The organism is Methanosarcina sp. 1.H.A.2.2 (assembly GCF_000979975.1).
In the GTDB taxonomy this organism is placed as follows: domain Archaea; phylum Halobacteriota; class Methanosarcinia; order Methanosarcinales; family Methanosarcinaceae; genus Methanosarcina.
This window is the reverse complement of the sequence record NZ_JJQL01000074.1, coordinates 1-23,039: the sequence shown is the minus strand read 5'-3', so window position 1 is coordinate 23,039 and position 23,039 is coordinate 1. Positions and strand designations below refer to the sequence as shown.

Genomic DNA, 23,039 nt, shown 5'->3' with positions numbered 1-23,039 from the left:
AATGAATATAATGCAAATTTCATAAAGTTATAAAAAGTTTTGCAGTATAACAATAGACAGTTGTTATTTATTACTGATGGTAATTGTCGGACAGCCTGTAAAGGTCAGGGTATTCGTGACCCTCTGCGCTCCCATAGTAATAAAGAAACTAAAGGTTTTGCTTTAGTCTTACATTAGGTACATAAAATCCAATTTTTTGTAATCTTTATATTATATATTAAAAAGATATATAAGTGAGGAAATTTTAGAAAAACAGTGCAGTCATAATTACCCCGTAGCGTACAATAAATTTGAGTTACCTATATCCCGCCTGTCTTGTGCAAGGGATGGAATTTGACCCACAAAATCCTTCTATTTCAGATCCCAAGGCTTGAAGGAAGAAGATGTCCTTTCTCACTCTAAAATTCCCAGCTCTTTAATAAGTTCTTCCGAATACTCCGGCACCGCCCCAGGTTTTGATGCTACATAAGTCCCAAGAATGCTGGCAACTGAAGCGGCTTTTGAAACTCCGTGCCCTAAAAGAAAGGTATACAGGAATCCTGCTGAAAAAGCATCTCCTGCTCCGACAGTATCTGCAACTTCTACAGGTGTGGTTTTTATCTCCTCATAGACTCCATCCTGATAAACAGCTGCTCCCTCAGGCCCTTTTGTTATGCAGATTATCGATATTTTCGGGTACCTGTCCGTAAGCAGGCGGCAGAGAGTTCTACAGGCATACATGGTGCCAAAAAGCATACCGGAAACTTGTGCTGCCTCTTCTTCATTCATTTTGAGGATTGTGCAGTGCTCAAGGGAAGATAAGATCCATTCCTTCCTGTAAAATCCGGCTCTCAGGTTTACATCGTAGAAAAAGTGTTTTGCTTTTATTTCCGAAAGCAGCCTTTTCAGTGTTTTTCTGTTTTCTTCCGACCTCTGGGCAAGGGTTCCGAAGCAGAAAACGTCCCACTCCTCAGCTGCAAGGGCTTCAAATTTCCTTTCGTCCGGCGTAATTGCGTCCCAGGCTACGCCTTCATTGATATTAAAAATCGGGATTCCTTCAGCTTGCAGTTCTACGGTTACGGTTCCTGTCTGTCTCTTTTCATCAATCAGGATGTACGAAGTGTCAACTCCCATCTCTTCAGCCCTTGAAAGCAGAATTTTGCCAAGCTCATCCTTTCCGACTGCAGTGAGTACAGCCGGTTTTGCACCCAGTTTTGCAAGGTGGGCTGCAAGGTTTAAGGGGGCGCCGCCTAAGTAGGCTGAGCCTTTGATGATATCGAAGAGGGCTTCCCCGAATGTGAGAATTTTCATGCTTTCGACCTGATTTTGGTTCCTTTGAAGGTTTTGATTCCTCTGGACTTTGATTCTTCCGGACTTTGATTCTTCCGGACTTTTGGTCTCTTTGATCACCTGATCAGACTCAAAGCGGCCGCAATGTCTTCGGCTATCATCTTTCTTTTGCTCTTTTCGATGAAAAAACTGGGGCCTGCTTGCAGGTAAGACGGAAAAGCTCTCTTTCCCCTGAAAAAGTAATCTTTGCCTCGAAGCTTGTAAGTGGACCCGGCAGGAATCACTTTTCCCTCCCCGTTTCTACTGGCAATGTAGTTGACGGCTTTGATTGCGACATCTCCCATTAACAGGAAAGCCTCCACGTTCGGAAACAGAGAAAGCTCTTTTTCCAGTATTAACGAACATTCTTTGATAGTGCCTGCCTTTATGCCGTATCCTGTTTTTCCGCACTTCACAGCAGTGGTAAGATAAATACCCATCTTGAGAATATCCCGGATTGAGGAAACGTTCACTCCTGCATCCTTGAATGCCTGCACTGTGGTCTGCTCAAACAGGGAATTTTCACCCGCATAGTAATAATCGTCGGGATTTTCGGAGGCAGCCTCTGAGATAAGCACTATAGAGATATCCTCAGGGTTCAGGTCTATGTCCGGAATGATGTAATTCTCATGCTTTACATCTGCACAGGGAAACTCCCTGCATCCCACACATTTGCTCATCTGCATTTCTCGTCTCCTTTCTTTCTCTTCCTTTTCCTTCGCCCTTTTATCTTTTATTTTATTACAAAACTGCTTTATACCTTTCCTGCTTACGGGAGACTCTATAAATTGTCATTTAAAAGATCCGCCAATTCACCGATTATAGGGGATGCTCAGCATGAAGGAACACAGCGAGTTCTTAGGTACTGAAAAAATAGGGAAACTTCTTTTCAGGCTTTCAGCCCCTTCAATCATAGGGATGCTTGTTTACGCTTTTTACAACATAGTAGACACGATCTTCGTTGGCAGGGCTCTCGGGGAAGAAAGCGTTCCTGGAATTGGTGGGCTGGTGATAGCTTTTCCAATCCATATGCTCGCAATGGGGATTGCAATAGGGCTCGGGGTAGGAGGAGCTTCAATTATTTCAAGGTCTCTGGGGTCAAAAGAGCCACATAAAGCTGAAAAAGCTCTTGGGACCGTGTTTTTTCTGGGAATTTTCCTTGGGCTTGCCTACTCGCTTGCAGGGCTTGCCTTTCTTGAGCCTTTACTAAAACTCTTTGGGGCAACGCCTAACATTATGCCCTATGCGAAGGCTTACCTTGAAATCATAATGGCAGGCTCGGTTGTCTTTACTCTCGGGATTGCAACCGAAGACCTTGTAAGAGCCGAAGGTAACGCCCGCTATGCAATGTTCGGAATGCTCCTGGGGGCCGGCCTGAACATTCTGCTTGACCCTATCTTCATCTTCGGGTTTGACCTGGGGGTCAGGGGAGCTGCTATTGCAACCATACTTGCCCAGCTTGCATCCACGGTCTTCCTGCTGCGCTACTTCCTTGCCGGAAAAAGTTCAGTTACCTTCAAACCAAAGCTGCTGATCCCAAGCTCTGCAATCTCAAAAGAAGTAATAGCAATAGGCATCGGTCCTTTCATTGTTGAAGCTTCAAATAGTGTCATGATGATTTTTGTAAATAATGCCCTTGTAACTTACGGAGGAGACGTTTCCATTGCAGCCTTCGGGATCATTCACCGCCTGCTCCTGCTCATCTTCCTGCCAATGCTCGGGATCTCTTTCGGCCTCCAGCCCATTGTAGGCTATAACTTCGGCGCAAAACAGTTCTCAAGAGTGGTCGAATCGGTTAAGGTCGCCCTGAAAGTCAGCACTCTCTTCTCTCTCCCGGGTTTTCTGGTCATGTTCCTCTTTCCTGCCCCTATCATCCATATCTTCAGCCCTGATCCTGAACTCACAGCCGTAGGAGCCGAAGCCATGCGGATCGTTGTGCTTATCCTGCCTTTCATAGGTTTCCAGCTCGTAGGCGCAACCGTGTTCCAGGCCCTTGGAAAACCGAGGCCAGCTTTTATTATATCGCTTGCAAGACAGCTCCTTTTCCTGCTGCCTCTTGTGCTGGTCCTGCCGAGATTTTACGGGTTGGCCGGAGTCTGGGCTGCGTTTCCCATTTCGGATTTTCTGGCTTGCGTGCTGGCTGCAGGGTTGCTGGGGAGAGAGTACCGGAAGTTTAAGAAGAAGGAAAAGAAGAGAGAAAAGCTTCAAATTGGGCTGGGAAAGTGAGGCTCGATCTGATAAGAGGTCTTGATAAATAAGAAAAAAGTAAAGAAAAGGTTATCTGGCACTCATGTCAGGCTGCATTATCCCGAATATATTTTTTTCTGTGTCGAGACAATATGCAAGCCAGCCTATGCCGGGTATGGGTCTCTTTTCCATAGTCACTTTGCCGCCGTGCTTCTGTATTTGATTCAGGTATTTATCAATGTCCGGGACGTCTATTGTGCAGATATAGGTACTTATCGGAGTGTCTACTCCCGGTTCTCCTACCTGCCTTCTCATCAAACCCCCATCGATTCCTGGGTCTTCTTGTTTACCGGTTGTTATGCTCCAGTATTCCATGGGACCTTCCCACTTCTCTATCTGCCAGCCGAAAACATTCTCGTAGAACTTTTTTGCCCTTTCAATATCTTCTGCGTGTATTTCGAAATGAACTACTCTTGGCGTGATAATTACCCCCTGTTATAATTAGATAGTTTGGATGGTATTTATACATTAATTTAGGCTTTGCTTTTTTAGACATTTAATTTTCTCTATTTGATGGGGAAGGGGAACAGGAAGTTTGGGCATTTTGAGGATAAGAAAGTTAGGGGTTTTTGGGTTTTTAAAAAAGGATTTGAAGAACTTTCCAGCTTCTTAAACAACTATTACGACGTTTTCAAATTGCCTTTTGTAAGCTTCTCCTCAATATTTTCAAAGTAGGCAATGAATATGCGATTAATGGGGATCAGATAATTTTTAAGGGCCAGTAATATACCGATCGAAACTAAAGCAACAAGCAGGGAACCAGCCATATCCATAGGAAAATGTAGTCCGGAATAAACTCTCGCAAGTCCACCAGTAAACGCAAGAATGAAGAATACAGCACCGCTGCGCCTAAAATCTTTGAATGTCAGGAGCATCAACGAAACAGAAATCATTATAGTAGCATGGTCAGATGGAAAGGATGACTCAGCGGCATGCGCGATAAGTAGTGTCCCTGTGGGAACCATAAAGGGTCTCGGGTGAAAATAGAATTGAGTGATGATTAAATTTATTCCCAGGCCGAGAAGGGCTGCATATCCGGCAAACAGAGCCTCCTGCCGATATTTATTTTTTGCAAACCATGTATATGCAAGATAAATAGCAAAAATACAAATGAGATATTGTGCTGCAAATATCATCGTAGTATCAAGAACAGAGTTCTTTCCGGCCATATCATTGATGATATGAAATAATGTAAGATTCAGGTCCATTATCACAAAGCTCAGTTTAACTCATATAAATTTAGCTCTATTTTTATATGCCATTAATTGACTTCTGGTCGTCTAACTACACGATTTATTTTCTGTTAAAATATGTGTATTTCATCTTCCTCAAAATTTTTTCCCTAAATACAAAATCGATATAGCTATATATAACGTCTCCCACATCAAAAATATATTAATACCTGCTCTAATAAGGAAATGAAAAACATGCTTTTATTGGACATAACAACATTTGAGCTTAAAAACAGTGTTAAGTTATATGAGCGGTGGAAACAGGTGAACAGTAAGGGTTCTCCAAAAGGGCTGAAAGTTGTTAACCAGTGGTTTGAAGCAGGGGGAGGGCGTGTGATCACTATATATGATGTAAAGTCCGTAAAAGATTATACGGCTTACAATTCATTATTTACCGATTTGTGCCGTGTTGACGTTTTCCCTGTCATAGGGGTTGAAGAATTTAATAAATTCGCCTCAAAATACATGGACAATTATAGTCAACTAACCAATTATAGTCAACTAACCAATTAATTATACTCTTAATACCCGGTTATAATACCCGGTTATAGTTTCGAATGTAAATATACACTTAAATCACTCGAAGTTTTATAAGCATGGCAAACAAAGACGGGCGGATAAATTCAATCAAGACTCTATAACCACTGAAGACACTGAAAGCACTGAAAGACCGTGTCCGTATTTCCTTTATTCCATGTTTTCCTTGCTTTCAGTGGTTCACCTTTTGAGTAATTCTCCAAAATGATCTGGATAAATGCTCTTTTTTGAGAACATGTCGGATAAGTCGGTTGTATTATAATTTTCAATGGCGTTAAAAGTTTAATCACAATAAAAATATACTACCAACTTGAAAATTTGAATTAAAAAAGGTTTTTTGGATCGGTTATGATATATATTACCGGACCGTTATAAAATATAATAGGTTGAGAGTAATAGGGTTTCCTCTCAATCTAGGGTTGGATCGCAGGTAGGGATCTCGAGAATAGGGACTCGAACCCTACCATCTACTTCTAAACTAATTTCGAAACGCATTCTCACTTTTTTATAATGTCTTTATTTTAAATAAACCTTATGACCGTTCCTAAATCTCTGATTTTCTTTAATTAGTACGCTTACCGGCTGTTTACAGTCCTTTATTTCAGCATGCTCCTTTTGAGCTTCTGCTCTACGTAACGAGAAGTTAAAAAAGCATATAAGAAGGTATAAAGAACGACAAAATCAAGCTGGAGAGGTGATGAATTGGGTTTTGCCGTTCTACATAAATTACGACTTTTCACAACTATTTTAATGTTTCCTTTAGCCTTATTACCGGCAAGAAGATTAAGGACAAAGGTAAAAATACCAATTTTCTTTCTTAATGGCTTAATTCCTTTATAAAAAACATGAAAAAGAGTTTTTGCAGGCGGATTTGACTTATTTCTCCGCCTGCTGTTGCTGAAATATTTTACCTTTGAAATATTTACTTTTATACCTTAACGTTCTCTCTCGCCCACTCTGCACCGGCTTCGAGCACCTGCTGGTTGAACTCGATAACCTTTGGTTTGCCTGCAAAGTTTTCGGCAAGAGCTTCTTTGAAGGCTTCTTCTTCAAGGCCGGTCACGTTCAGGCCCAGAAGGACTCCGAGCATAAAGGAGTTTGCGGCTCTTTCATCGCCTGCTTCTTTGGCTTTTTCGGTTGCCGGGACTGCAACGGCTTTTACGCCTGCGGGAGTCTCGGCTTTGCCTATGGTCGAGTCATAGAGGATAAAGCCTCCTTCTTTTACTGCCCCTTCGAATTTTTCAAGGGAAGGGCGGTTCATGGCTATAAGGATGTCAGGGGTGTAGACCGTAGGAGAACCTATGGACTGGCCTGAAATCACAACCGAACAATTTGAGGTCCCTCCGCGCTGTTCCGGACCATAGGAAGGGAACCACGAAGCGTTAAGGTTTGCCTTGACCCCAGCCTGGGCGAGTATGATTCCCATACTCAGGACGCCCTGTCCTCCAAAACCTGCGATCTTGGTCTGGATCGGAGCAAAGTCTGCTCTCAGGGGTTTTTCCTCGGCTCCTGATTCAATCCCGTAAAGTTTTTCCAGGGTCTCCGTTGTGAAGTCGCTTACGCCCCTGTGGAGGGTTTCGGCTTCTGCGGAGTTATCCCTGAAGTTCTTGAGCGGGAATTCCGGTTCCATTTCTTCGTTGATGAACTTTATAGCCTGTTCGGCATCCATCTTTAGATTTGTCGGGCAGGCGGCAAGGACTTCCACAAAGGCATAGCCTTTGCCATCGCGCTGGATCTCCATAGCTTTCCTGATAGCCTTTCTGGCTTTCCTTATATGGGAAATGTCCGAGACCGAGACCCTTTCGATGAATACCGGGGCTTTCAGGTTGGATATGAGTTCACACATGTGCAGTGGGTAGCCTGCAAAGCGGGGGTCACGGCCTTCAGGGCTGGTGGTGGTCTTTTCCCCTATAAGGGTTGTAGGAGCCATCTGCCCGCCTGTCATGCCGTAGACTGTGTTATTTACGAAAAAGACTGCCAGCTTTTCTCCCCTGTTTGCAGCCTGCAGAGTTTCATTCAGGCCGATTGAAGCAAGATCCCCGTCGCCCTGGTAGGAAATAACCACAGCGTTTTCTTCAGCCCTTGAGACGCCTGTCCCTACTGCAGGGGCACGGCCGTGGGCAACCTGGATATTGCCTGCGTCAAAGTAATAATAAGCAAAAACTGCACAGCCCACAGGACTGATCATAACTGTCCTGTCCTGGATTCCCAGGTCGTCAATCGCTTCAGCGATGAGCTTGTGCAAAACCCCGTGTCCGCAGCCAGGGCAATAGTGGGTGGCTGTTGGAGCTGCCCCTCCTTTGCGGGGGTATTCCGGGTACAGGGCTTTTGGTCTTCTGATAACCTTTTCTCCGTTAATGATTTCAACTGCCATTTTTATGCCTCCCCTGCAACCTTTCTGATTTTGTCCATAATCTGGTCTAGGGTAATCAGGTTTCCTCCCATGCGGTTTACCAGTTCCACGGGCTGTGAGCAACCGATAGCAAGCCTGACATCGTCTATCATCTGCCCATTGCTCATTTCCACAGAGATAAAGGAACATCCCTTATCTGCAAGGGCTTTCAACTGAGCCTCCGGGAACGGGAAAAGAGTCTTTGGCCTGAAAAGCCCTACTTTTATTCCTTCCTGCCTGGCAAGGTCTACGGCTGACCTGCAGATCCTGCTGCTTATGCCGTAAGAGACGAGCACAATTGAGGCATCTTCGGTCATGTATTCCTCGTAGTCTACCTCGTTTTGCTTTATCAGCTCGTACTTTGCCTGCAGCTTCTCATTGAACTTTCCGAGTTCATTGAAGTCCAGGAAGATTGAGGTTATCAGGTTAGCCCTGGTTTCTGCTGTACCGTTGACTGCCCAGCTGGTGTCGGTTTTCGGGACAAGGGCTTTTTCAGGGAACTTCAGGGACTCGATCATCTGCCCGAGCACTCCGTCAGCAAGCACGACTGCAGGGTTCCTGTACTTGAAAGCCAGCTCAAAGGCTTTCATTGTAAAGTCGCACATCTCCTGCACGGAATTGGGGGCAAGTACAATGGTCCTGTAATTTCCGTGCCCTCCACCTTTTACGACCTGGTTGTAGTCGGCCTGTTCAGGCCCGATGTTCCCGAGCCCTGGCCCTGCCCGCATAACGTCCACGAGCACACAGGGCAGTTCTGCACCTGCAAGGTAAGAAACTCCCTCCTGCATCAGGCTGATTCCAGGCCCTGAAGAGGATGTCATGACTCTGTGTCCGGCAGATGCTCCTCCGTAGACCATGTTGATTGCAGCTTCCTCAGACTCGGCCTGAACAAATTTCCTGCCAATTTTAGGGAAGTAACTGGAAGCATCGTGCAGGATCTCACTTGCCGGGGTGATAGGGTATCCAAAGAAACAGTCACAGCCAGCGTAGAGTGCACCGACGATTATTGCGGAGTTGCCTTTTATGAGTTGTGTTACCATCTTTTTTCCTCCTTATCCTGCCTTATTCGGCTTCCTCCTTTTTCAGGGGAATATGGATTTCCAGTGCCAGGGGTTCAGGGCAGGTATAGTAGCAGCTCGCACAGCCTGAGCAGCCTTCTCCTTTATACTCTACGTAGTGGTAACCCCGCGCGTTCAGGTCCTCACTCATGAAAAGCACTTCCTTCGGGCAGGCAAGAAGGCAGCGCCCACAGGCCTTGCACTCCAGAATGTTGATAACAGGGTACGGTTCTTTTTTATCATTTTTTTCCATATAGAATCCTCACTCTATTCTTCCAGTCCCTGTTTTTCTCCAGCCGGTATTTTATGGCAGACAGGAGAGCCTATCATTTTTAAGGGGCTTTCTGAATTCTTATATGTTCTTGAATTCTCTTCTGTTTTAATTATAGTATAATCTTGAATTACAATATCTGTATGAATTACAATATCTGTATAAATTACAGTATCTGTAAGAGAGTAAATCCGATTGATCTCTTCTTTGAACAAACTTTTCAGGAAAAGGTTAAGGTACTTATTTCTTTCCTTTCGTTTTGCTCTTTTTCTGGCAGAGTATATCTTCAGTCGGGAATATTCCTTTGATTTTTAAATTTGAACTGTATTCCTGCTGTATATATCAGTTTTTATTTTTTATTGTTTTTGATCCTGATCACGGATTTCGACCCTGCGGATTTTCCCGCTGATGGTCTTCGGGAGTTCGGGGACGAATTCCACAATCCGGGGATACTTATAAGGAGCCGTGACATTTTTTACGTGTTTCTGCAGCTCTTTCTTAAGGGCTTCACTCGGCGTGTAGTCCTTTGTCAGCACAATTGTCGCCTTGATGACCTGACCTCTGATCGGGTCCGGAACTCCCGTGATTGCACACTCAAGCACAGCAGGGTGCTGGATAAGGGCGCTTTCCACTTCAAAGGGCCCTACCTTGTATCCTGAGGTCTTGATGATGTCGTCAGCCCTTCCCACAAACCACAGGTATCCGTCTTCATCCATCCAGCCCATATCTCCAGTATGGTAGTAGCCGTCGTGCCAGGTTTCCGCCGTCCTTCCGGGGTCTTTCCCATAGTGTGCAAAGAGCCCTACAGGTTTTCCGTCCTTTGTGTTGATTACGATTTCTCCTTCTTCTCCAACATCGCAGAGCCTGCCTTCCCTGTCCATAAGTTCAATCTTAAAACCGGGAGTGGGCTTTCCAATAGACCCGGGTTTTGGTTCCATCCAGGGGAAGGTCGCAATGGTAACAACGGTTTCAGTCTGCCCGAACCCTTCCATAAGTTTAATTCCGGTGAATTCAAGGAAGCGGTTAAAGACTTCCGGGTTGAGGGGTTCGCCTGCAACTACTGCATACTGCAGAGTACTGAAGTCATAATGGGTGAGGTCTTCTTTTATCAGGAAGCGGTAGATTGTGGGAGGGGCGCAGAAGGTCGTGACTCCATACTTGGAGGCTTTCTCAAGCATGTTTTTAGCTTCAAACCGGTCATAGTCATAGACAAAGACCGCGCAGCCGGCTATCCACTGTCCGTAGAGCTTGCCCCAGACGCATTTACCCCAGCCGCTGTCTGCAACGGTGTAATGCAGCCCGTCATCCTCCACATTCTGCCAGTATTTTGCGGTCAGGATATGTCCGAGGGGGTAGGTGTTGTCATGTTCTACCATTTTTGGAAAACCAGCGGTCCCGGAGGAGAAGTAGGCAAGGCAGATGTCCTCTTTCTTTGTCGCAGCCTCGCCTGTCGGGCGTTCGAAAACCGGGGAAGCTTCCTCAAGCTCCTTTCTGAAATCAATCCAGCCCTCCCGTGCTTCCCCTCCTACAACGGCTTTTTTGAGCGGGATATCCCCACATTCTAAATGGGCTTCATCAACCTGTTCAGGGACATAATCCTCTGATATACAGACAATCATCTTTAATTCGGCTTTTTCGATCCTGTATACGATGTCCCGGGTTTTCAGCATGTGGGTTGCAGGAACAGTAATAGCCCCGAGTTTATGGAGGGCCAGGATGCAGTACCAGAATTCATAACGGCTCTTTAAGGTCAGCATTACATAGTCGCCTTTTCCTATGCCGTGTTTTGCAAAGAAATTTGCAGCCTTATCGCTGTAGTACTTCAGGTCTTTAAAAGTAAAGCTTCTCTCTTCCCCATTGTCATCACACCAGATCATAGCAAGTTTCTCAGGAGAATCTCTTGCATAGGCATCGACCACATCATAGGCAAAGTTGAAGTTTTCAGGAACCAGGATTTTGAAATTTTCCTGGAAATCCTCATAGGATTCAAAATCGGTTTTGGAAACAAATTGGTTCAGCAAGGAAGTCATTCTGGACACCCGTTTTATTTGATATTTTTCTACGTTTTAGATCGTTATTCAGGCTTAAGGAGGCTGAATTTAAGTTTCAAAAAACTCTCTGAGTTTTTTCCTGTATCTCGAATTTTTTATGCGGATTTTGCATGAATTATTCAGGGATGCGTTAATCCGGGTTACATTTAATCCAGGTTACATAATAACTGCCAGGAACTTAGCGGGTTCTCCTCCCAGCGCTTCCATGGCATGTTCATAATTTGAATCAAAATAAATGGAGTCACCTTCATTAAGAGTGATCTCATTATGGTGGATGTAGACCTTCAGGCTTCCCTCAAGCACATAATTGAATTCCTGTCCGGGGTGGGAGTTTGTTCCGGGTTTGGTGCCCTCAGGCTTGGGCTCAACCGTAACGATGAAAAATTCTCCTTTTTTGTGGATGAACTTCTCGGCAAGGTTCTGGTACTTGTATTGTTTTCTCCTCTCAACACTTACCCCTTTTCCATCCCTCGTGACTGTAAAAATATTCATGCGAGGCTCTTCTCCTGTAAGAAGTGTAGCCATGTCAACCTGCAGCTTGTGTGCGATCTCAAAAAGGATACTTGCCGGAATATCCTCAGTTCCACTTTCATAATTCTGGTAGGTCTCATTGGGAACCTGCAGAGATTCTGCCATTTTTTCAACCGAGACCTCTGACAGTTCCCGAAGTTCACGGACACGAGATGCTATTTCCTTTATTTTTTCCTGCATAATTGAATCTACTCCAGCTGGGTTTATTTAGGGAATTTAACTTGAAGAATTGCTTAAAAACCTTTGTGTTCCATTCAGGCTTAACGGAATATGTTGGTAGGAAATTTTTCTTCCAGAATCATTGCTAATTATAATTAATATACATTAGCATTCATAGGCCATATAAACCAGCATATAAAACCAATGAATTGTTTAACAATTATTATACAAAAGTGAAATTTGATGTTATTTGACCAGGTAAATAATCGGTGTCCAGAAAAATATCAAAATTACAAATACATCTGCGGAAAACCAGATGGTATTAACTTATTACGGTCTTTAATAGTAATAAGCTAACCAGACTCAAAAGGAGTTAATATGCGTATATTGGTTTTAAACGGTAGTCCACATAAAAATGGAACAGTTGCTACTCTTCTTAAAAGTATTGTTGACGGTATTTCTAATAGACATGAGGTTGAATGGATTAATGTATATGACCTTAAAATCAAGCCATGTATTGCATGCATGAAGTGCCGACCAGACAAGGAATGTATCTTGCCACAGGATGATGGCCATATAGTCGGACGTAAAATAAGGGATGCTGATGGTCTTATAGTGGGCACGCCAACCCATTGGGGAAATATGAGTGGTCCGCTCAAGCTTTTATTTGATAGGAATGTACCAGTTTTTATGGGGGAAAAACCTAATGGGATGCCTTACCCCCGTCAAACGGGAAAGCCAGCGGTTATAGTAACTGCCTGTACCACTCCGTGGCCATTCAACTTTATTGCAGCCGAGAGTAGAGGAGCAATAAGGGCAGTTAACGAAGTACTGCATTATGGAGGATATAGACTTGTGGGTAAAGTTGTAAAATCAGGAACTAAGAACAGGCCAGTAATTTCCAATAGGATCTTAAACAAGGCTAAAATCCTTGGAAACAGATTTTAAAGTTCATTTCCGACTGAACAGGGTTTATTTTTCACAAGAATTACACAAAAGGACTTCAAATTAAATTTTAAAATTCCTGATCTAATTTGGTGCTCGTTTCTTTCAAAAGCATCTCTCAAATGAATTCTTATTTCCAAGTTTATTACTTCGAAAGCGCAGAGGGTCACAAACACTCCGGCTTCAGGTTGGGGGATAAAGTGAATCCTCATCAATTTTTCTTCGTGTTCCTTTAGCACTATATTAAGGAATCGAAGGGTAACCAAAAGCAGAGTTTCAATCGTGTAGAGTAAGGAAATCTGGCCAAAAGAGACTAAACTATTTCTGAGAAACCGGGCATGTGACTGCAAACAATTTGATTTTAACTTCTATTCTTCATACTTTGTATTCATTTTAATTTTTTATTTGTTCATATTTTAATTTCTTTTGCATAATATTTCATTAAACCAACAATTTTATATCCTTTCCTTATAAAAACTTGTTAAGAAAATTCCTGTATCTCCATGGGGGCTGAAATGGCACAAACACAAACTTTCAGGCGAACCTGCTTTTTACTGGCAATTTTTATTCTGATTTTAGTCTCGGATACTGGAATGGCATCAGAATTTCGTGTTTGGCCGGGAGAATCCATACAGGATGCAGTAGATGAAGCATTTCCTGGAGATATTATCCTTGTAGAATCCGGAGAATTTAATGAGAGTATCTACGTTAACAAAGATAATTTAACCATAAAGTCAGCCTCCAGAAATCCTGATAATACCCTTATTGCTGGAGAGACCACCGGAAGTTACGTGTTTGAAATAGTTGCCAATAATGTAAAGATCAGCGATTTTTCGATAACCGAAGGCCGATGTGGAGTTTTCCTTAACAAGGCTGAAAACTGTATCATAAGCGGGAACAAAATTTCAAACCAGGAAGCAGGAATTTACCTGTTCGAATCCGGCAATAACCGGTTGAGCAACAATATGGTATATTCAAACCTGGACTGCGGTATCAAACTGGTGGCTTCTTCGAATAATGTTATCAGCGGCAATTACTTCGACAACACAGAAAATGCCAGGGATAATAAGTTTAATGTCTGGAATGGCAGCACAGGCAATTACTGGAGTGATTATAAAGGAACGGATGAAAACGGAGATGGAATAGGAGATGCTGCATATGCCGTCAACCCTGAAGCCGGCAGTATGGACTACATGCCTTTAATGGAGTATGTTCAGACACCTCCGGTACTACCAAAAGCACGTTTCACTTCAGATGTGACAGAAGGCCCTGCTCCCCTCTCTGTCAAGTTCAAGGATTTTTCCGAAAATGCCACCTCGAGATTGTGGGACTTCGGGGACGGTAAAACCTCAAGTTCTCCGAATCCTCAACATACTTATTCTATAGAGGGAGATTATGTTGTTTCTCTTACTGTCAGCAACGAGAATGATAGTTATTCAGTATCTGTACCTATAAATGTTCTAAACGCTTCCGAAAAATCCGGCCCCATACTTCCGAAAGCTCAATTCATTTATAATTCCACAGGCGGCCATGTTCCTCTTGTCGTAAAATTTGTTGACATTTCCGAGAACGCAGATTGTGTTACGTGGAACTTCGGGGATGGCAAGACATCCTGCTGTTCGGAACCTGAGCATACCTTCTGCTGTCCCGGGAATTATACAATTTTCCTAACAGCTACAAACGAAAACGGAACCTCTTCGACATCTGTAGTCGTAAATGTCCTGAAAGCTGGCGAGGAAGAGGTTGAGGCTGCCAAAAGTATCTGGAGTTCGGATGGTACGGAAAATTCTGTAAATGCAGGAAGTATCTCTGATGAAAACAATAGGCCTAATGTTGTTAATGAAACAGATACGGGTGCAGTAGAAGACATAGGAGACCTGGAACTTATTTCCAGTAAAGCAAACACAGGTGGTCTGGAAAATTCCATTGCAGGAGATGCAAGCGGTACTGCTGATGGAGCCGGCGATGTTGATAATCTTATTGATGCAGAAGTTACTGAAAACTCCGAATCCAAGGCTAACGGCGGAGGCGAGGGGACAGGGAATGCCAGGATTATCCACAGGGAGGAACTTGAGGCTATAAAAGATTCCGTTATCTCCACTGCCAGCTCAAAGATTCTTACAGAAACTGGCTTGTCCCTGGAAAACGAAACTCTCAAGGTTCAGAAAAACATCGAAGCTTTTGTAGGAGATTCCTTACCAGGGTCTGTAGGGGATTCCTTACCCGAAATGGAGAAGAGAATCGCCCCCTGGATTCCGTCGTTCCTCGGGCTTGCCGGGATAGTTTTCATGCTTTCCGTGCTGAAAAGAGGCAGAAGAAGGTGAAAGTTATCTCCTGATAAAGGGGATAGCATTATCAGTAGCAGCCCACGATCAGGGCAACATAGTTATCTTCATGGTTTTTGATTTCTTCGTGCGTGGCATTTTTTAACCACTTTTTTCCCCCGTGAACAGCATGATCCCCGCAGATGAAGAAAATGGTACCTTTATCTGCATTCCGAAAGATCTCTTCAAGGTTTTTATCGATAGTTTTTGAGGCTTTTTTCATTTCGTCCCAGGTCTCTACCCTGTGAGAGTAACGGTCAAGGGCTCTAAGATGTACGGCCAGGATGTCAGGCTTTTCCCTGAGAGATTGTAAAGCATACTCTGTTATCCGGCGGTCATAATCAAGTATATCTTCTGAGTTCGGAACCCCGTAAAAGTCCTTTATTCTCCCCCTGAAACTCTCGGCGCCTTCCAACTCGATTACAGCTGAGGTTTTCATCCCTGCCCTGTAAGCCCATTCCATGATACTTTTTAATCTGGGGTTCTCCGGGTCTTTTGACCTTTCGGAATAGATGTCCGCTGTTGAGTAAATATTATGCTCCTCGGGCAGGTAGCCTGTAAAGATTGAAGCAATTGCAGGGGATGTGATGGTTGCCGGAGACCTGCACTTAAACAGGAGCCCTTTTTCGGCAAGCTCATGCAAGTTCCTCATTGTCGGAGAAAGGTGCCTGTAAAGGGAGTATCCAAGGCTGTCAACTACTATAATTACTGCTTTTTTGCAGCTTCTTTCCTTTGCATAATTCTCGACCTCAGGGATTGACCTTCCCGAAGGCGGAACCATAGGAACTTTCAACAACCTCGAAATCGTAGGGGCAATGTCAATGGTCCTGCACTCAAGAACTCTCATATATTCTCCAGTCTAACTATCTGGCAAGGCAGTTTATATGTGTTTCCAGCACTACCTATATCACTGCCTATTTTAGACCAATTTCTTCTTTAACTTCTGTCCTGTAGCTTCTGAGGTTTTTCTTCAGTTGTCACAACTCCCGTTTTTTGACACCTTTTTTTAAACGATGCAGGAATAAATTATTCTGAATAGGGGACATATAAGTTTCAGGACGGGGAAGAATGGGCAAAGAAAATGAAGAACCCGCTGAAGAAGAACTTGCTGAAGAAGAACTTGCTGAAGAAGAACTTGCTGAAGAAGAATTCCCTGAACAGGGGGAAGAATTCTCCGAGCTGATAAAATATACAGTTCCAGGCTATGTATTAGGGCTTCTTGCAGGGGTTTTCCTGGATTTTCAGGGCTACCAGAGGAGTCCCATCGGGCAGTGGCTTGTCAGGACCCTTGCCGGAGAAGGAGAGAGTATCTTTGAAGGGATCTTTTCCATCCGCCAGCGTCTCCGAAAGGCTGAAGGGAGCATGGCAGAAGCCTACGGCTGGGGTAAGTTTTTCGGGATCGCCGTCCCCTGGATAATTGACCTCGGGAGCCGGCTGGCTGGAGTCGATGTTTACGGTATCGAGGGTTTTTACATCCCCTACTTCTATGCCCTCAGTGATCAGATCGGGGCCAATATCTCAGGTATGCTTTTCCTCCGGCGGGCCGAAGGTTCGTGGAAGGCCGGGTTTTCCAGATATGTCCGCCATCCGGTTATGTTGGCAAGCCTTTTTGTGATCACGCTTGTGCCCGTCGGGCTTTTTGGGATAAGGGTTCTGGGATTCAGCCCGACAACACAGACCTATACCGCCCTTGAGGCCATTGCTGCAAATCTCTGCTGGATCCCGCCGCTTGTTGGGTGGCTAAATGAGAAGTACCGCTGAATTTCGGGAAAAACCAGCAGTAGTGACCAAAACCTATATATCATTTTACGGATACATATGTAGTATAACCACTACATATGGTGAAGGGAATTATTCTTAAAGCACATATAAACAAAAAGCAAAAATTGAAGGTGAAAAAAATGAAGAAAAGTATAATAGCAATTCTCCTGGCCGCACTGCTTATAGGTACATTCGGAGCAGCAGTTGTCAGTGCAGTTGCTTCCGATGATACAAGAGCAAACTACGGCTCCGGGTTCATGCATAGAGGGGCTGCCAGATATACAGGATCTGGTGCAGGCAACTTCGCTTCTTGCCCTTACTACAATGCAGATGAAACTGTAGAACTTGAAGTTGAAACCATAGATGAGGCTTTTGAAATCGCAAAGGCTGAGATTGATGACGGTGTCTCCAAAGACGACATATATCAGATGAACCGCTGGTGGATTGTCTCCTATGAGGACGAAGACGGAGTCTACACGCAGGCAAGAATCGACGCGGTCACCGGTGATGTGTTTACCGGATACGACGTTCCTGCAGGGTGTCAGACAGGCGGCAGGTTTGCCCGTGGATCCGGATACTGTATGGGATATGGCAACTAAATTCCGACCATAAACCATCCTTTTTTTATTTGTTTTAACCCCTCAGGTTAATTATTCAGGTTTTTAGTTTTATATTAGACCCCCTCTACCGGGTATTTTTTATATTTATGGTTGATCAGTATATGAGGAAGAATAAATAGAATAAGGAAAAACGGATAACAAAACGATAACAAAACGATAACAAAACGATAACAAAACAATAACAAAACAATAACAAAACAGATAAAACAAATAAATCTGGTTTTCTCGAGGTGAACATTTTGAACGGTATGGGGTACGGCATGTATGGCTCTTTCTGGGGCTTTTTCCTGAACATTCTTATTATCCTTCTCATTGTAGGCGTAGTTATGGTGATGCTTAATAGGTCCGGCTATACGGCTTCCAGAGATAACGAGCGGCTCGTTAAAATGGAAAAAGATATTCAAGAAATCAAAAAAACAGTTGAAGATATAAAATCCAAACTGGAAGAAATCTGAAGCTTAATATGCTTGAAACGAATTCCGAAAATATTTCCGATCAGGAAATTGTATTAATCTGTGAGGGTGCACCAGGTGGAAAAATCACTTCAGCAAATAGTTGAAATTGGCGAAGCCCTCTCTCATCCTGTAAGGCTAAAACTACTCTACCTGCTGGCTGAGAGAGAGAGGTATGTATACGAACTCGCCAAGGACCTGGACCTCTCAAGGCAGGTCGTAAACCTGCATTTGAAGCGCCTGGAAAAAGCCGGATTTGTTGAGAGTGACCTCAGGCTCGAAGATGACGATATGCGGGCCAAGAAATTTTTCAAGTTAAAAGAGTTTGAGGTCTCCCTCTCTATGGAAGACCTGAAAAAGATTTTTGAATAAGGATGATCAAAGTGAGATGAGCAGGGCCAAAAATCGGCCAATGGACCTGCTCGTTTTCCCCTACTTTTTTATGCTACTTTTTTGTGCTACTTTTTTTGTGCTACTTTTTTGTGCTGCTTTTTTGTGTTCTCCCTGCTCATTCTTTAAGTGCCACAAGAAAGAGCCTGTTAAAGACCAGGTTCACTTTTCCCTGTCCACCGGCCTGACGGACAAAGGCTTCTTTTACGATTTCCCCGAAAGTTTCCACGTACCCGGCGTTAATCTTAATATCGTAGCAGTCCCGGTTGAGGTATCCCGCGACCGCTGCCCCTGAAAATATGTCAAAGACTTCTTCTGGCGTGTGCGTTGTAGTTACACCCTCGATTTTTGCCAGAAGCACCCGAAAGCCGTGTTTTTCAAACAATTCCCTGTATGCGGCTTCGGTCTCAAGAAAAAACCAGGGGGCTTTAAAGTGAGAAAAGACCTCTTTTGTTCTCGGGTCTTCTGCTACCTTTTGAACCGCTTCTACGAAGTTGGGGCTGTATACATTTTTAGCAGGCGCCTGCACTCCAATCTTTCCCCCTTTCCTAAGAGCCCGGCAGCAATTGTCAAGCGCCTTTTCAGGGTCGTTGAACCACTGGAAGGCGGAATTACAAAAAATCACATCAAAGCAGGCTTTGCAGTCCAGCTCTTCCGCACTCTGGACCTCATAGCTTATGTCCAGCCCCCTGCTTTTCTCCACCGCTTCTTTTATCATCCCTTCGGAAGGGTCAATTCCGACCACATTCCCCCGGGTAATTTCCATGATCTTTCTGGTAGGTTTCCCGCTCCCGCACCCCAGGTCCAGCACATCGTCAGCGCTCCCTATTTCCAGCAGGTCTAAAAGCAGGTCCGCCGCAGGCGTCTGGACCAGGGAATGGGCCTCGTACCTGGCGGCAATTGTTGAAAAGTCAATCTTCAATCCGTAACCCCCATTTACCTGTTATCTTTTATCGCCATCTTTTATCTGCTTATCCACTTCCCTTTAGCAATATGCAGTCCTTCTTCAATTGGTTGAGATAATTCCAAAATTCCCGGAATACCGGCTCTCTGCATTTATCTCATTCCTTACAGTATTCTCACTCCACGCTCTCCCCTCATCCCGTATTTTTTCTCATTCTCCGATATCCTCGTTCCAAATTTCCGGATATTTACCGATGAACTCCTCCATCATTCCCCTGCATTCCGGCAGGTCCAGGTCGATGACTTCTATCCCATGGGCTTCCATGAATTCCTTTGCACCTTCGAAGGTCCTTGACTCTCCAACCACGACTTTTTTAATTCCAAACTGTACGGCAGCCCCTGCGCAAAGGTAGCAGGGCATAAGAGTGGAATATAACACAGTGTCGTGATATTTTATGATCCTTCCTGCATTTCTCAGGCAGACTATCTCCCCATGAGCAAGAGGGTCGCCGTCCTGGACACGTCTGTTGTGACCTCTACCTATAATCTCCCCGTTCCTGACAAGGACGGAGCCGATGGGGATTCCACCCTCCAGCAAACCGGTTCTCGCTTCTTCTATTGCAGCTTTCATGAATATTTCCATTGCTACTCCTCTTTATCTTTTTCATTTTTGCGTCGGAGCGGATCCGAAAGAAGAGCGTAGAGGTTTGAAGCCTTTCTGCTCTTCAAATGGGTCCTTCAAATTCGAACGGATCACTCGAGAATTTCCTCGTTTTCCGCTCTCCAGGCCGGCTCGTTTATTGCAAGGAAGGTCAGGTTCATGCTGCCGGTATTGAGGGTTGACTGAGTTGCATTTGCAGGGATGTATACCATCTGCCCGGGCCTCAGGTCGACAGGCAGGGCTTCAATGTAGATTACTCCTTCTCCTTCCAGGATGTAGTGGATCTCGGGGTTTTTCATCCTGTGGGGGGCGAGAGCCTCTCCGGGCCTGATGATGGCATGGGCGATGCTGTAATTGAGGTACACGTCCCTTTCATAAAGGTCCGGGTGAAATAGATTGCTTATGAAAATGTTTCCTTCCCGGCTGAAGTGCTCACATTCGTCAAGGTTTTTTGTCAGGATGTAGTCGTCGGCATAGAACCCTGAGCCCACAAGGCAGTCCTCTCCGTTAAGCGAAACTCCTTTGATGAAGGTATATTTGAGGGACGGTTCGACTTCTCCGGGTTTCGGCCAGTAGTATGAAACCCAGCCCTCTCCCTCTTCGCTGAGAGCTGTTTCAATGAAGAGCTTACCAATAGGTTTTCCCATGGAGTCCTGAAGCTCGCTCATGTTTTCTCCTTCCCCGCTAAGATTGGGAGGGTATACGAGGCGCATGCCGTCAGTTTTCCAGACAAAAATGTAAAAGTCATCCCTGAACCACTCACTCTCGGGCTGCCTGAATTCGGGGAATGATTCTTCTCCTTTTTCTTCGATAAGGGCAACAGCATCCCTGACCTTCGAAGCAATATACTCTTTCTGGAGCAGAACTTCACTGGGGGCGTCCCGGAGATTTCCTGCCTGTTCTTCGGCGGCTGTCCCGGTTACCTCCTCAGCCAGTGAGCTGTTCTCTTCATCTGCTACAGGTTTCTCTGAAACGCATCCTGTAGGCATCAGTACACAGGCAAGTAAAATAAGAACACAGATTGTTTTTTTAAACGGATTCATGGGTGCACCTTTTTAATAAATCGAAATCATTAACTCTTTTACTTTTTTAATATATAAACGTAAAGTGAGGTTTTTCAAATGCCTGAAACCAAAAGTGCAATTTCTATAGTCACACCGTTTTCTTTGTATTACTCGGCGTGGCAGAGGATTATGGCCGTGGTGCCAAAAAACAAACTCATTTTACAAAGAAGCGATGATTTAGAGGTTTAAAAAAACAAAAAAAGGTGAGGGTTCACTTCATCCCCGACATAAAGTCAGGGTACCGTGACCCTCCGCACTCCCAGGTAATAACACTAAAAAATATGTTTAGTGTCCCGGTCGATTTACCTTATACTGGTTCTCTGGCTACGTTAAATGGTGTTGTTCCATTGCCCATTACTTTCCAGTACATACATTGACTGTAGTAATTTTTGAATTTGTACCGTATTTATTGGTTGCTGTTAGTTTAACTGTATAGTTTCCTGCGGTTTTGTATCTGTGTAGAGGATTCTGCTTTGTTGAAGTCGTTCCGTCTCCAAAGTCCCAGTACCATTTAGTTGCATTTTTCGAGAGGTCTTTAAACTGCACCATGAGGATGACCTGGCTGCTGAAGTTTGCAACAGGACGTGGTTTTAATATCGGGAGAGGACACACACATTTCCCAACGGGAACAGGAGTGCTTCCTGCAGTCACCGTGGCTATAACAGTGTTGTTTATTGTGTTAATTATAGTGACAGTATTGCTGATAACATTCGTCACATAGACGTATGTCCCCACGCATGCAATTCCAGCAGGATACTGTCCAACATTAATTGTGGCTATAACAGTGTTGTTTATTGTGTTAATTACAGAGACAGTATTGCTGATAACATTTGTCACATAGATGTATGTTCCATCCTTGCTAACTGCAATTCCGGCAGGATACTGTCCAACGTTAACTGTGGCTGTAACAGTGTTGTTTATCGTGTTAATTACAGAGACAGTATTGCTGTTAGCGTTCGTAACATATACTTTTGTTCCGTCCGGGCTGACTTCAACTCCGGTAGGATATTGTCCAACGTTAACTGTGGCTGTAACAGTGTTGTTTATCGTGTTAATTACAGAGACAGTGTTGTTGATGAAGTTAGTCACATATACGTTTGTTCCATTCGGGTTGACTGCAATTCCGGCAGGATAATTTCCAACATCAACTGTGGCTGTAACAGTGTTGTTTATCGTGTTAATTACAGAGACAGTATTGCTGTTAGAGTTCGTAACATATACATTTGTTCCATCCGGGCTGACTGCAACGCCAGTAGGATATTGTCCAACATTAACTGTGGCTGCAACAGTGTTGTTTATCGTGTTAATTACAGAGACAGTGTTGTTGACTATGTCAGTCACATATACGTTTGTTCCATTCGGGTTGACTACAATTCCACCAGTATTGGGCCCTACATCCACCCTGGATGTAGTGTTTGTTGTTTCGTTAATTATAGATATCTCGTTGCTGGTTCCGATTGTTGGTGGAATTATGGAAACTGGTATAGTTTCATTAGTTTCCGGTACTGTTATGTTAACTTCTGGTACCGTTACGTTAATTTCCGGTACTGTTACGTTATCTTCTGGTATGGTTACATTATCTTCTGGTATTGTTATGTTATCTTCTGGTACTGTTATGTTGTCTTCTGGTACTGTTATGTTGTCTTCTGGTATTGTTATGTTGTCTTCTGGTATTGTTATGTTATCTTCTGGTATTGTTATGTTGTCTTCTGGTACTGTTACATTATCTTCCGGTATTGTTATGTTATCTTCTGGTATTGTTACGTTATCTTCTGGTACTGTTATGTTATCTTCTGGTGTTTCTCCATTCGCTGCGCTTACTGCCATGGATATCGCTGATATTGCAAATATTAATGTGAAAACACAAAGTATCTTTTGTGTTCTGCCAGATGTTTGTTTTCCCATTGTATACCCCCCAGACTCTTGCTCAATTTGATACAATTTTGAACTGGTTCTTTGAGCCACTCCCTTCGACAGATTTGCTGGGTAAATATTATTTTACCAATCAATTTATTTTACCAATCAATTATCCAAATTAATTTCTAAAAAAAGATATTATTGGCAAAATTTTATACTTATTTTGTATGGCCAGTGAAAGTTATTTCAAATTGTATCAGAGAGATACTATTATTT

The 23,039-nt window shown here is 43.9% G+C and carries 23 protein-coding genes; 8 read left to right on the top strand and 15 right to left on the bottom strand.

Annotation, left to right across the window (positions count from 1 at the left end; translation table 11 throughout):
- Positions 1-393 precede the first annotated feature (393 nt).
- Positions 394-1,389: a carbohydrate kinase gene (locus EO93_RS11040; protein ID WP_235284224.1), complete on the bottom strand. Its 996-nt coding sequence runs from the start codon at positions 1,387-1,389 to the stop codon at positions 394-396.
- Complete coding sequence (locus tag EO93_RS11035; RefSeq protein WP_235284223.1) at positions 1,386-1,994, bottom strand: uracil-DNA glycosylase family protein; 609 nt, start codon at positions 1,992-1,994, stop codon at positions 1,386-1,388. Before EO93_RS11035 ends, EO93_RS11040 begins: the two co-directional genes overlap by 4 nt.
- Positions 1,995-2,145: 151 nt before the next feature.
- Between EO93_RS11035 and EO93_RS11030 the strand changes: the two genes are divergently transcribed.
- Positions 2,146-3,534, top strand: coding sequence for an MATE family efflux transporter (locus tag EO93_RS11030; RefSeq protein ID WP_048162564.1), 1,389 nt, complete (start codon positions 2,146-2,148; stop codon positions 3,532-3,534).
- 51 nt (positions 3,535-3,585) lie between these two features.
- Here the strand turns inward: EO93_RS11030 and EO93_RS11025 are convergent, their stop codons facing one another.
- Positions 3,586-3,978 (bottom strand): VOC family protein, encoded by a 393-nt coding sequence (locus EO93_RS11025; RefSeq protein WP_048135442.1) that lies wholly within the window; start codon positions 3,976-3,978, stop codon positions 3,586-3,588.
- 197 nt (positions 3,979-4,175) lie between these two features.
- On the bottom strand, positions 4,176-4,763 hold the full coding sequence (locus tag EO93_RS11020; protein WP_048162563.1) for an undecaprenyl-diphosphatase: 588 nt from the start codon (positions 4,761-4,763) through the stop codon (positions 4,176-4,178).
- Between the two features lie 210 nt (positions 4,764-4,973).
- Between EO93_RS11020 and EO93_RS11015 the strand changes: the two genes are divergently transcribed.
- Positions 4,974-5,300, top strand: a complete 327-nt coding sequence (locus tag EO93_RS11015; RefSeq protein WP_156161305.1) for a DUF3303 domain-containing protein — start codon at positions 4,974-4,976, stop codon at positions 5,298-5,300.
- Positions 5,301-6,252: 952 nt separating this feature from the next.
- On the opposite strand, the gene EO93_RS11010 is transcribed toward EO93_RS11015, so the two are convergent.
- The 6 genes from EO93_RS11010 to EO93_RS10985 all read right to left on the bottom strand — a co-directional run bounded on the left by EO93_RS11010 (position 6,253) and on the right by EO93_RS10985 (position 11,807).
- A complete protein-coding gene (locus EO93_RS11010; RefSeq protein ID WP_048162562.1) occupies positions 6,253-7,698 on the bottom strand; it encodes a 2-oxoacid:acceptor oxidoreductase family protein in 1,446 nt (481 codons plus the stop codon).
- A gap of 2 nt (positions 7,699-7,700) precedes the next feature.
- Positions 7,701-8,756 (bottom strand): 3-methyl-2-oxobutanoate dehydrogenase subunit VorB, encoded by a 1,056-nt coding sequence (locus EO93_RS11005; protein WP_048162561.1) that lies wholly within the window; start codon positions 8,754-8,756, stop codon positions 7,701-7,703.
- Between the two features lie 22 nt (positions 8,757-8,778).
- On the bottom strand, positions 8,779-9,027 hold the full coding sequence (locus EO93_RS11000; RefSeq protein WP_048133863.1) for a ferredoxin family protein: 249 nt from the start codon (positions 9,025-9,027) through the stop codon (positions 8,779-8,781).
- Between the two features lie 14 nt (positions 9,028-9,041).
- Entirely contained in the window at positions 9,042-9,260 is a 219-nt protein-coding gene (locus EO93_RS10995; protein WP_048162560.1) for a hypothetical protein, read from the bottom strand.
- Positions 9,261-9,401: 141 nt separating this feature from the next.
- Positions 9,402-11,075 (bottom strand): AMP-binding protein, encoded by a 1,674-nt coding sequence (locus EO93_RS10990; protein ID WP_048162559.1) that lies wholly within the window; start codon positions 11,073-11,075, stop codon positions 9,402-9,404.
- A gap of 177 nt (positions 11,076-11,252) precedes the next feature.
- The gene (locus tag EO93_RS10985; protein WP_048133858.1) at positions 11,253-11,807 is read right to left on the bottom strand and encodes a helix-turn-helix domain-containing protein; all 555 of its coding nucleotides are present in this window, start codon (positions 11,805-11,807) and stop codon (positions 11,253-11,255) included.
- 357 nt (positions 11,808-12,164) lie between these two features.
- Here EO93_RS10985 and EO93_RS10980 point away from each other — a divergent pair, with 357 nt between their 5' ends.
- Together EO93_RS10980 and EO93_RS10970 are read left to right on the top strand one after the other, a co-directional pair.
- Entirely contained in the window at positions 12,165-12,734 is a 570-nt protein-coding gene (locus EO93_RS10980) for a flavodoxin family protein (protein ID WP_048162558.1), read from the top strand.
- A gap of 590 nt (positions 12,735-13,324) precedes the next feature.
- Complete coding sequence (locus EO93_RS10970) at positions 13,325-15,055, top strand: PKD domain-containing protein (protein ID WP_235284222.1); 1,731 nt, start codon at positions 13,325-13,327, stop codon at positions 15,053-15,055.
- A 31-nt stretch (positions 15,056-15,086) separates the two neighbouring features.
- On the opposite strand, the gene EO93_RS10965 is transcribed toward EO93_RS10970, so the two are convergent.
- Positions 15,087-15,902: an alkaline phosphatase family protein gene (locus EO93_RS10965; RefSeq protein ID WP_048133851.1), complete on the bottom strand. Its 816-nt coding sequence runs from the start codon at positions 15,900-15,902 to the stop codon at positions 15,087-15,089.
- A 221-nt stretch (positions 15,903-16,123) separates the two neighbouring features.
- Here EO93_RS10965 and EO93_RS10960 point away from each other — a divergent pair, with 221 nt between their 5' ends.
- From EO93_RS10960 to EO93_RS10945, 4 genes are all read left to right on the top strand, one after another.
- Positions 16,124-16,816 (top strand): hypothetical protein, encoded by a 693-nt coding sequence (locus EO93_RS10960; RefSeq protein WP_048162556.1) that lies wholly within the window; start codon positions 16,124-16,126, stop codon positions 16,814-16,816.
- A 140-nt stretch (positions 16,817-16,956) separates the two neighbouring features.
- Positions 16,957-17,415 (top strand): PepSY domain-containing protein, encoded by a 459-nt coding sequence (locus tag EO93_RS10955; RefSeq protein WP_048162567.1) that lies wholly within the window; start codon positions 16,957-16,959, stop codon positions 17,413-17,415.
- A 260-nt stretch (positions 17,416-17,675) separates the two neighbouring features.
- Positions 17,676-17,891, top strand: a complete 216-nt coding sequence (locus EO93_RS10950; RefSeq protein ID WP_048135583.1) for a hypothetical protein — start codon at positions 17,676-17,678, stop codon at positions 17,889-17,891.
- A 75-nt stretch (positions 17,892-17,966) separates the two neighbouring features.
- Positions 17,967-18,260, top strand: a complete 294-nt coding sequence (locus tag EO93_RS10945; protein WP_048135646.1) for an ArsR family transcriptional regulator — start codon at positions 17,967-17,969, stop codon at positions 18,258-18,260.
- Positions 18,261-18,396: 136 nt separating this feature from the next.
- On the opposite strand, the gene EO93_RS10940 is transcribed toward EO93_RS10945, so the two are convergent.
- The 4 genes from EO93_RS10940 to EO93_RS10920 form a co-directional block, all read right to left on the bottom strand.
- Entirely contained in the window at positions 18,397-19,200 is an 804-nt protein-coding gene (locus EO93_RS10940; protein ID WP_200895053.1) for a class I SAM-dependent methyltransferase, read from the bottom strand.
- A 192-nt stretch (positions 19,201-19,392) separates the two neighbouring features.
- On the bottom strand, positions 19,393-19,824 hold the full coding sequence (locus EO93_RS10935) for a nucleoside deaminase (RefSeq protein ID WP_048162555.1): 432 nt from the start codon (positions 19,822-19,824) through the stop codon (positions 19,393-19,395).
- 110 nt (positions 19,825-19,934) lie between these two features.
- A complete protein-coding gene (locus EO93_RS16575; RefSeq protein WP_052735445.1) occupies positions 19,935-20,885 on the bottom strand; it encodes a cache domain-containing protein in 951 nt (316 codons plus the stop codon).
- A 375-nt stretch (positions 20,886-21,260) separates the two neighbouring features.
- Positions 21,261-22,811, bottom strand: a complete 1,551-nt coding sequence (locus EO93_RS10920; RefSeq protein WP_235284221.1) for a PKD domain-containing protein — start codon at positions 22,809-22,811, stop codon at positions 21,261-21,263.
- Between the last annotated feature and the right edge of the window lie 228 nt (positions 22,812-23,039).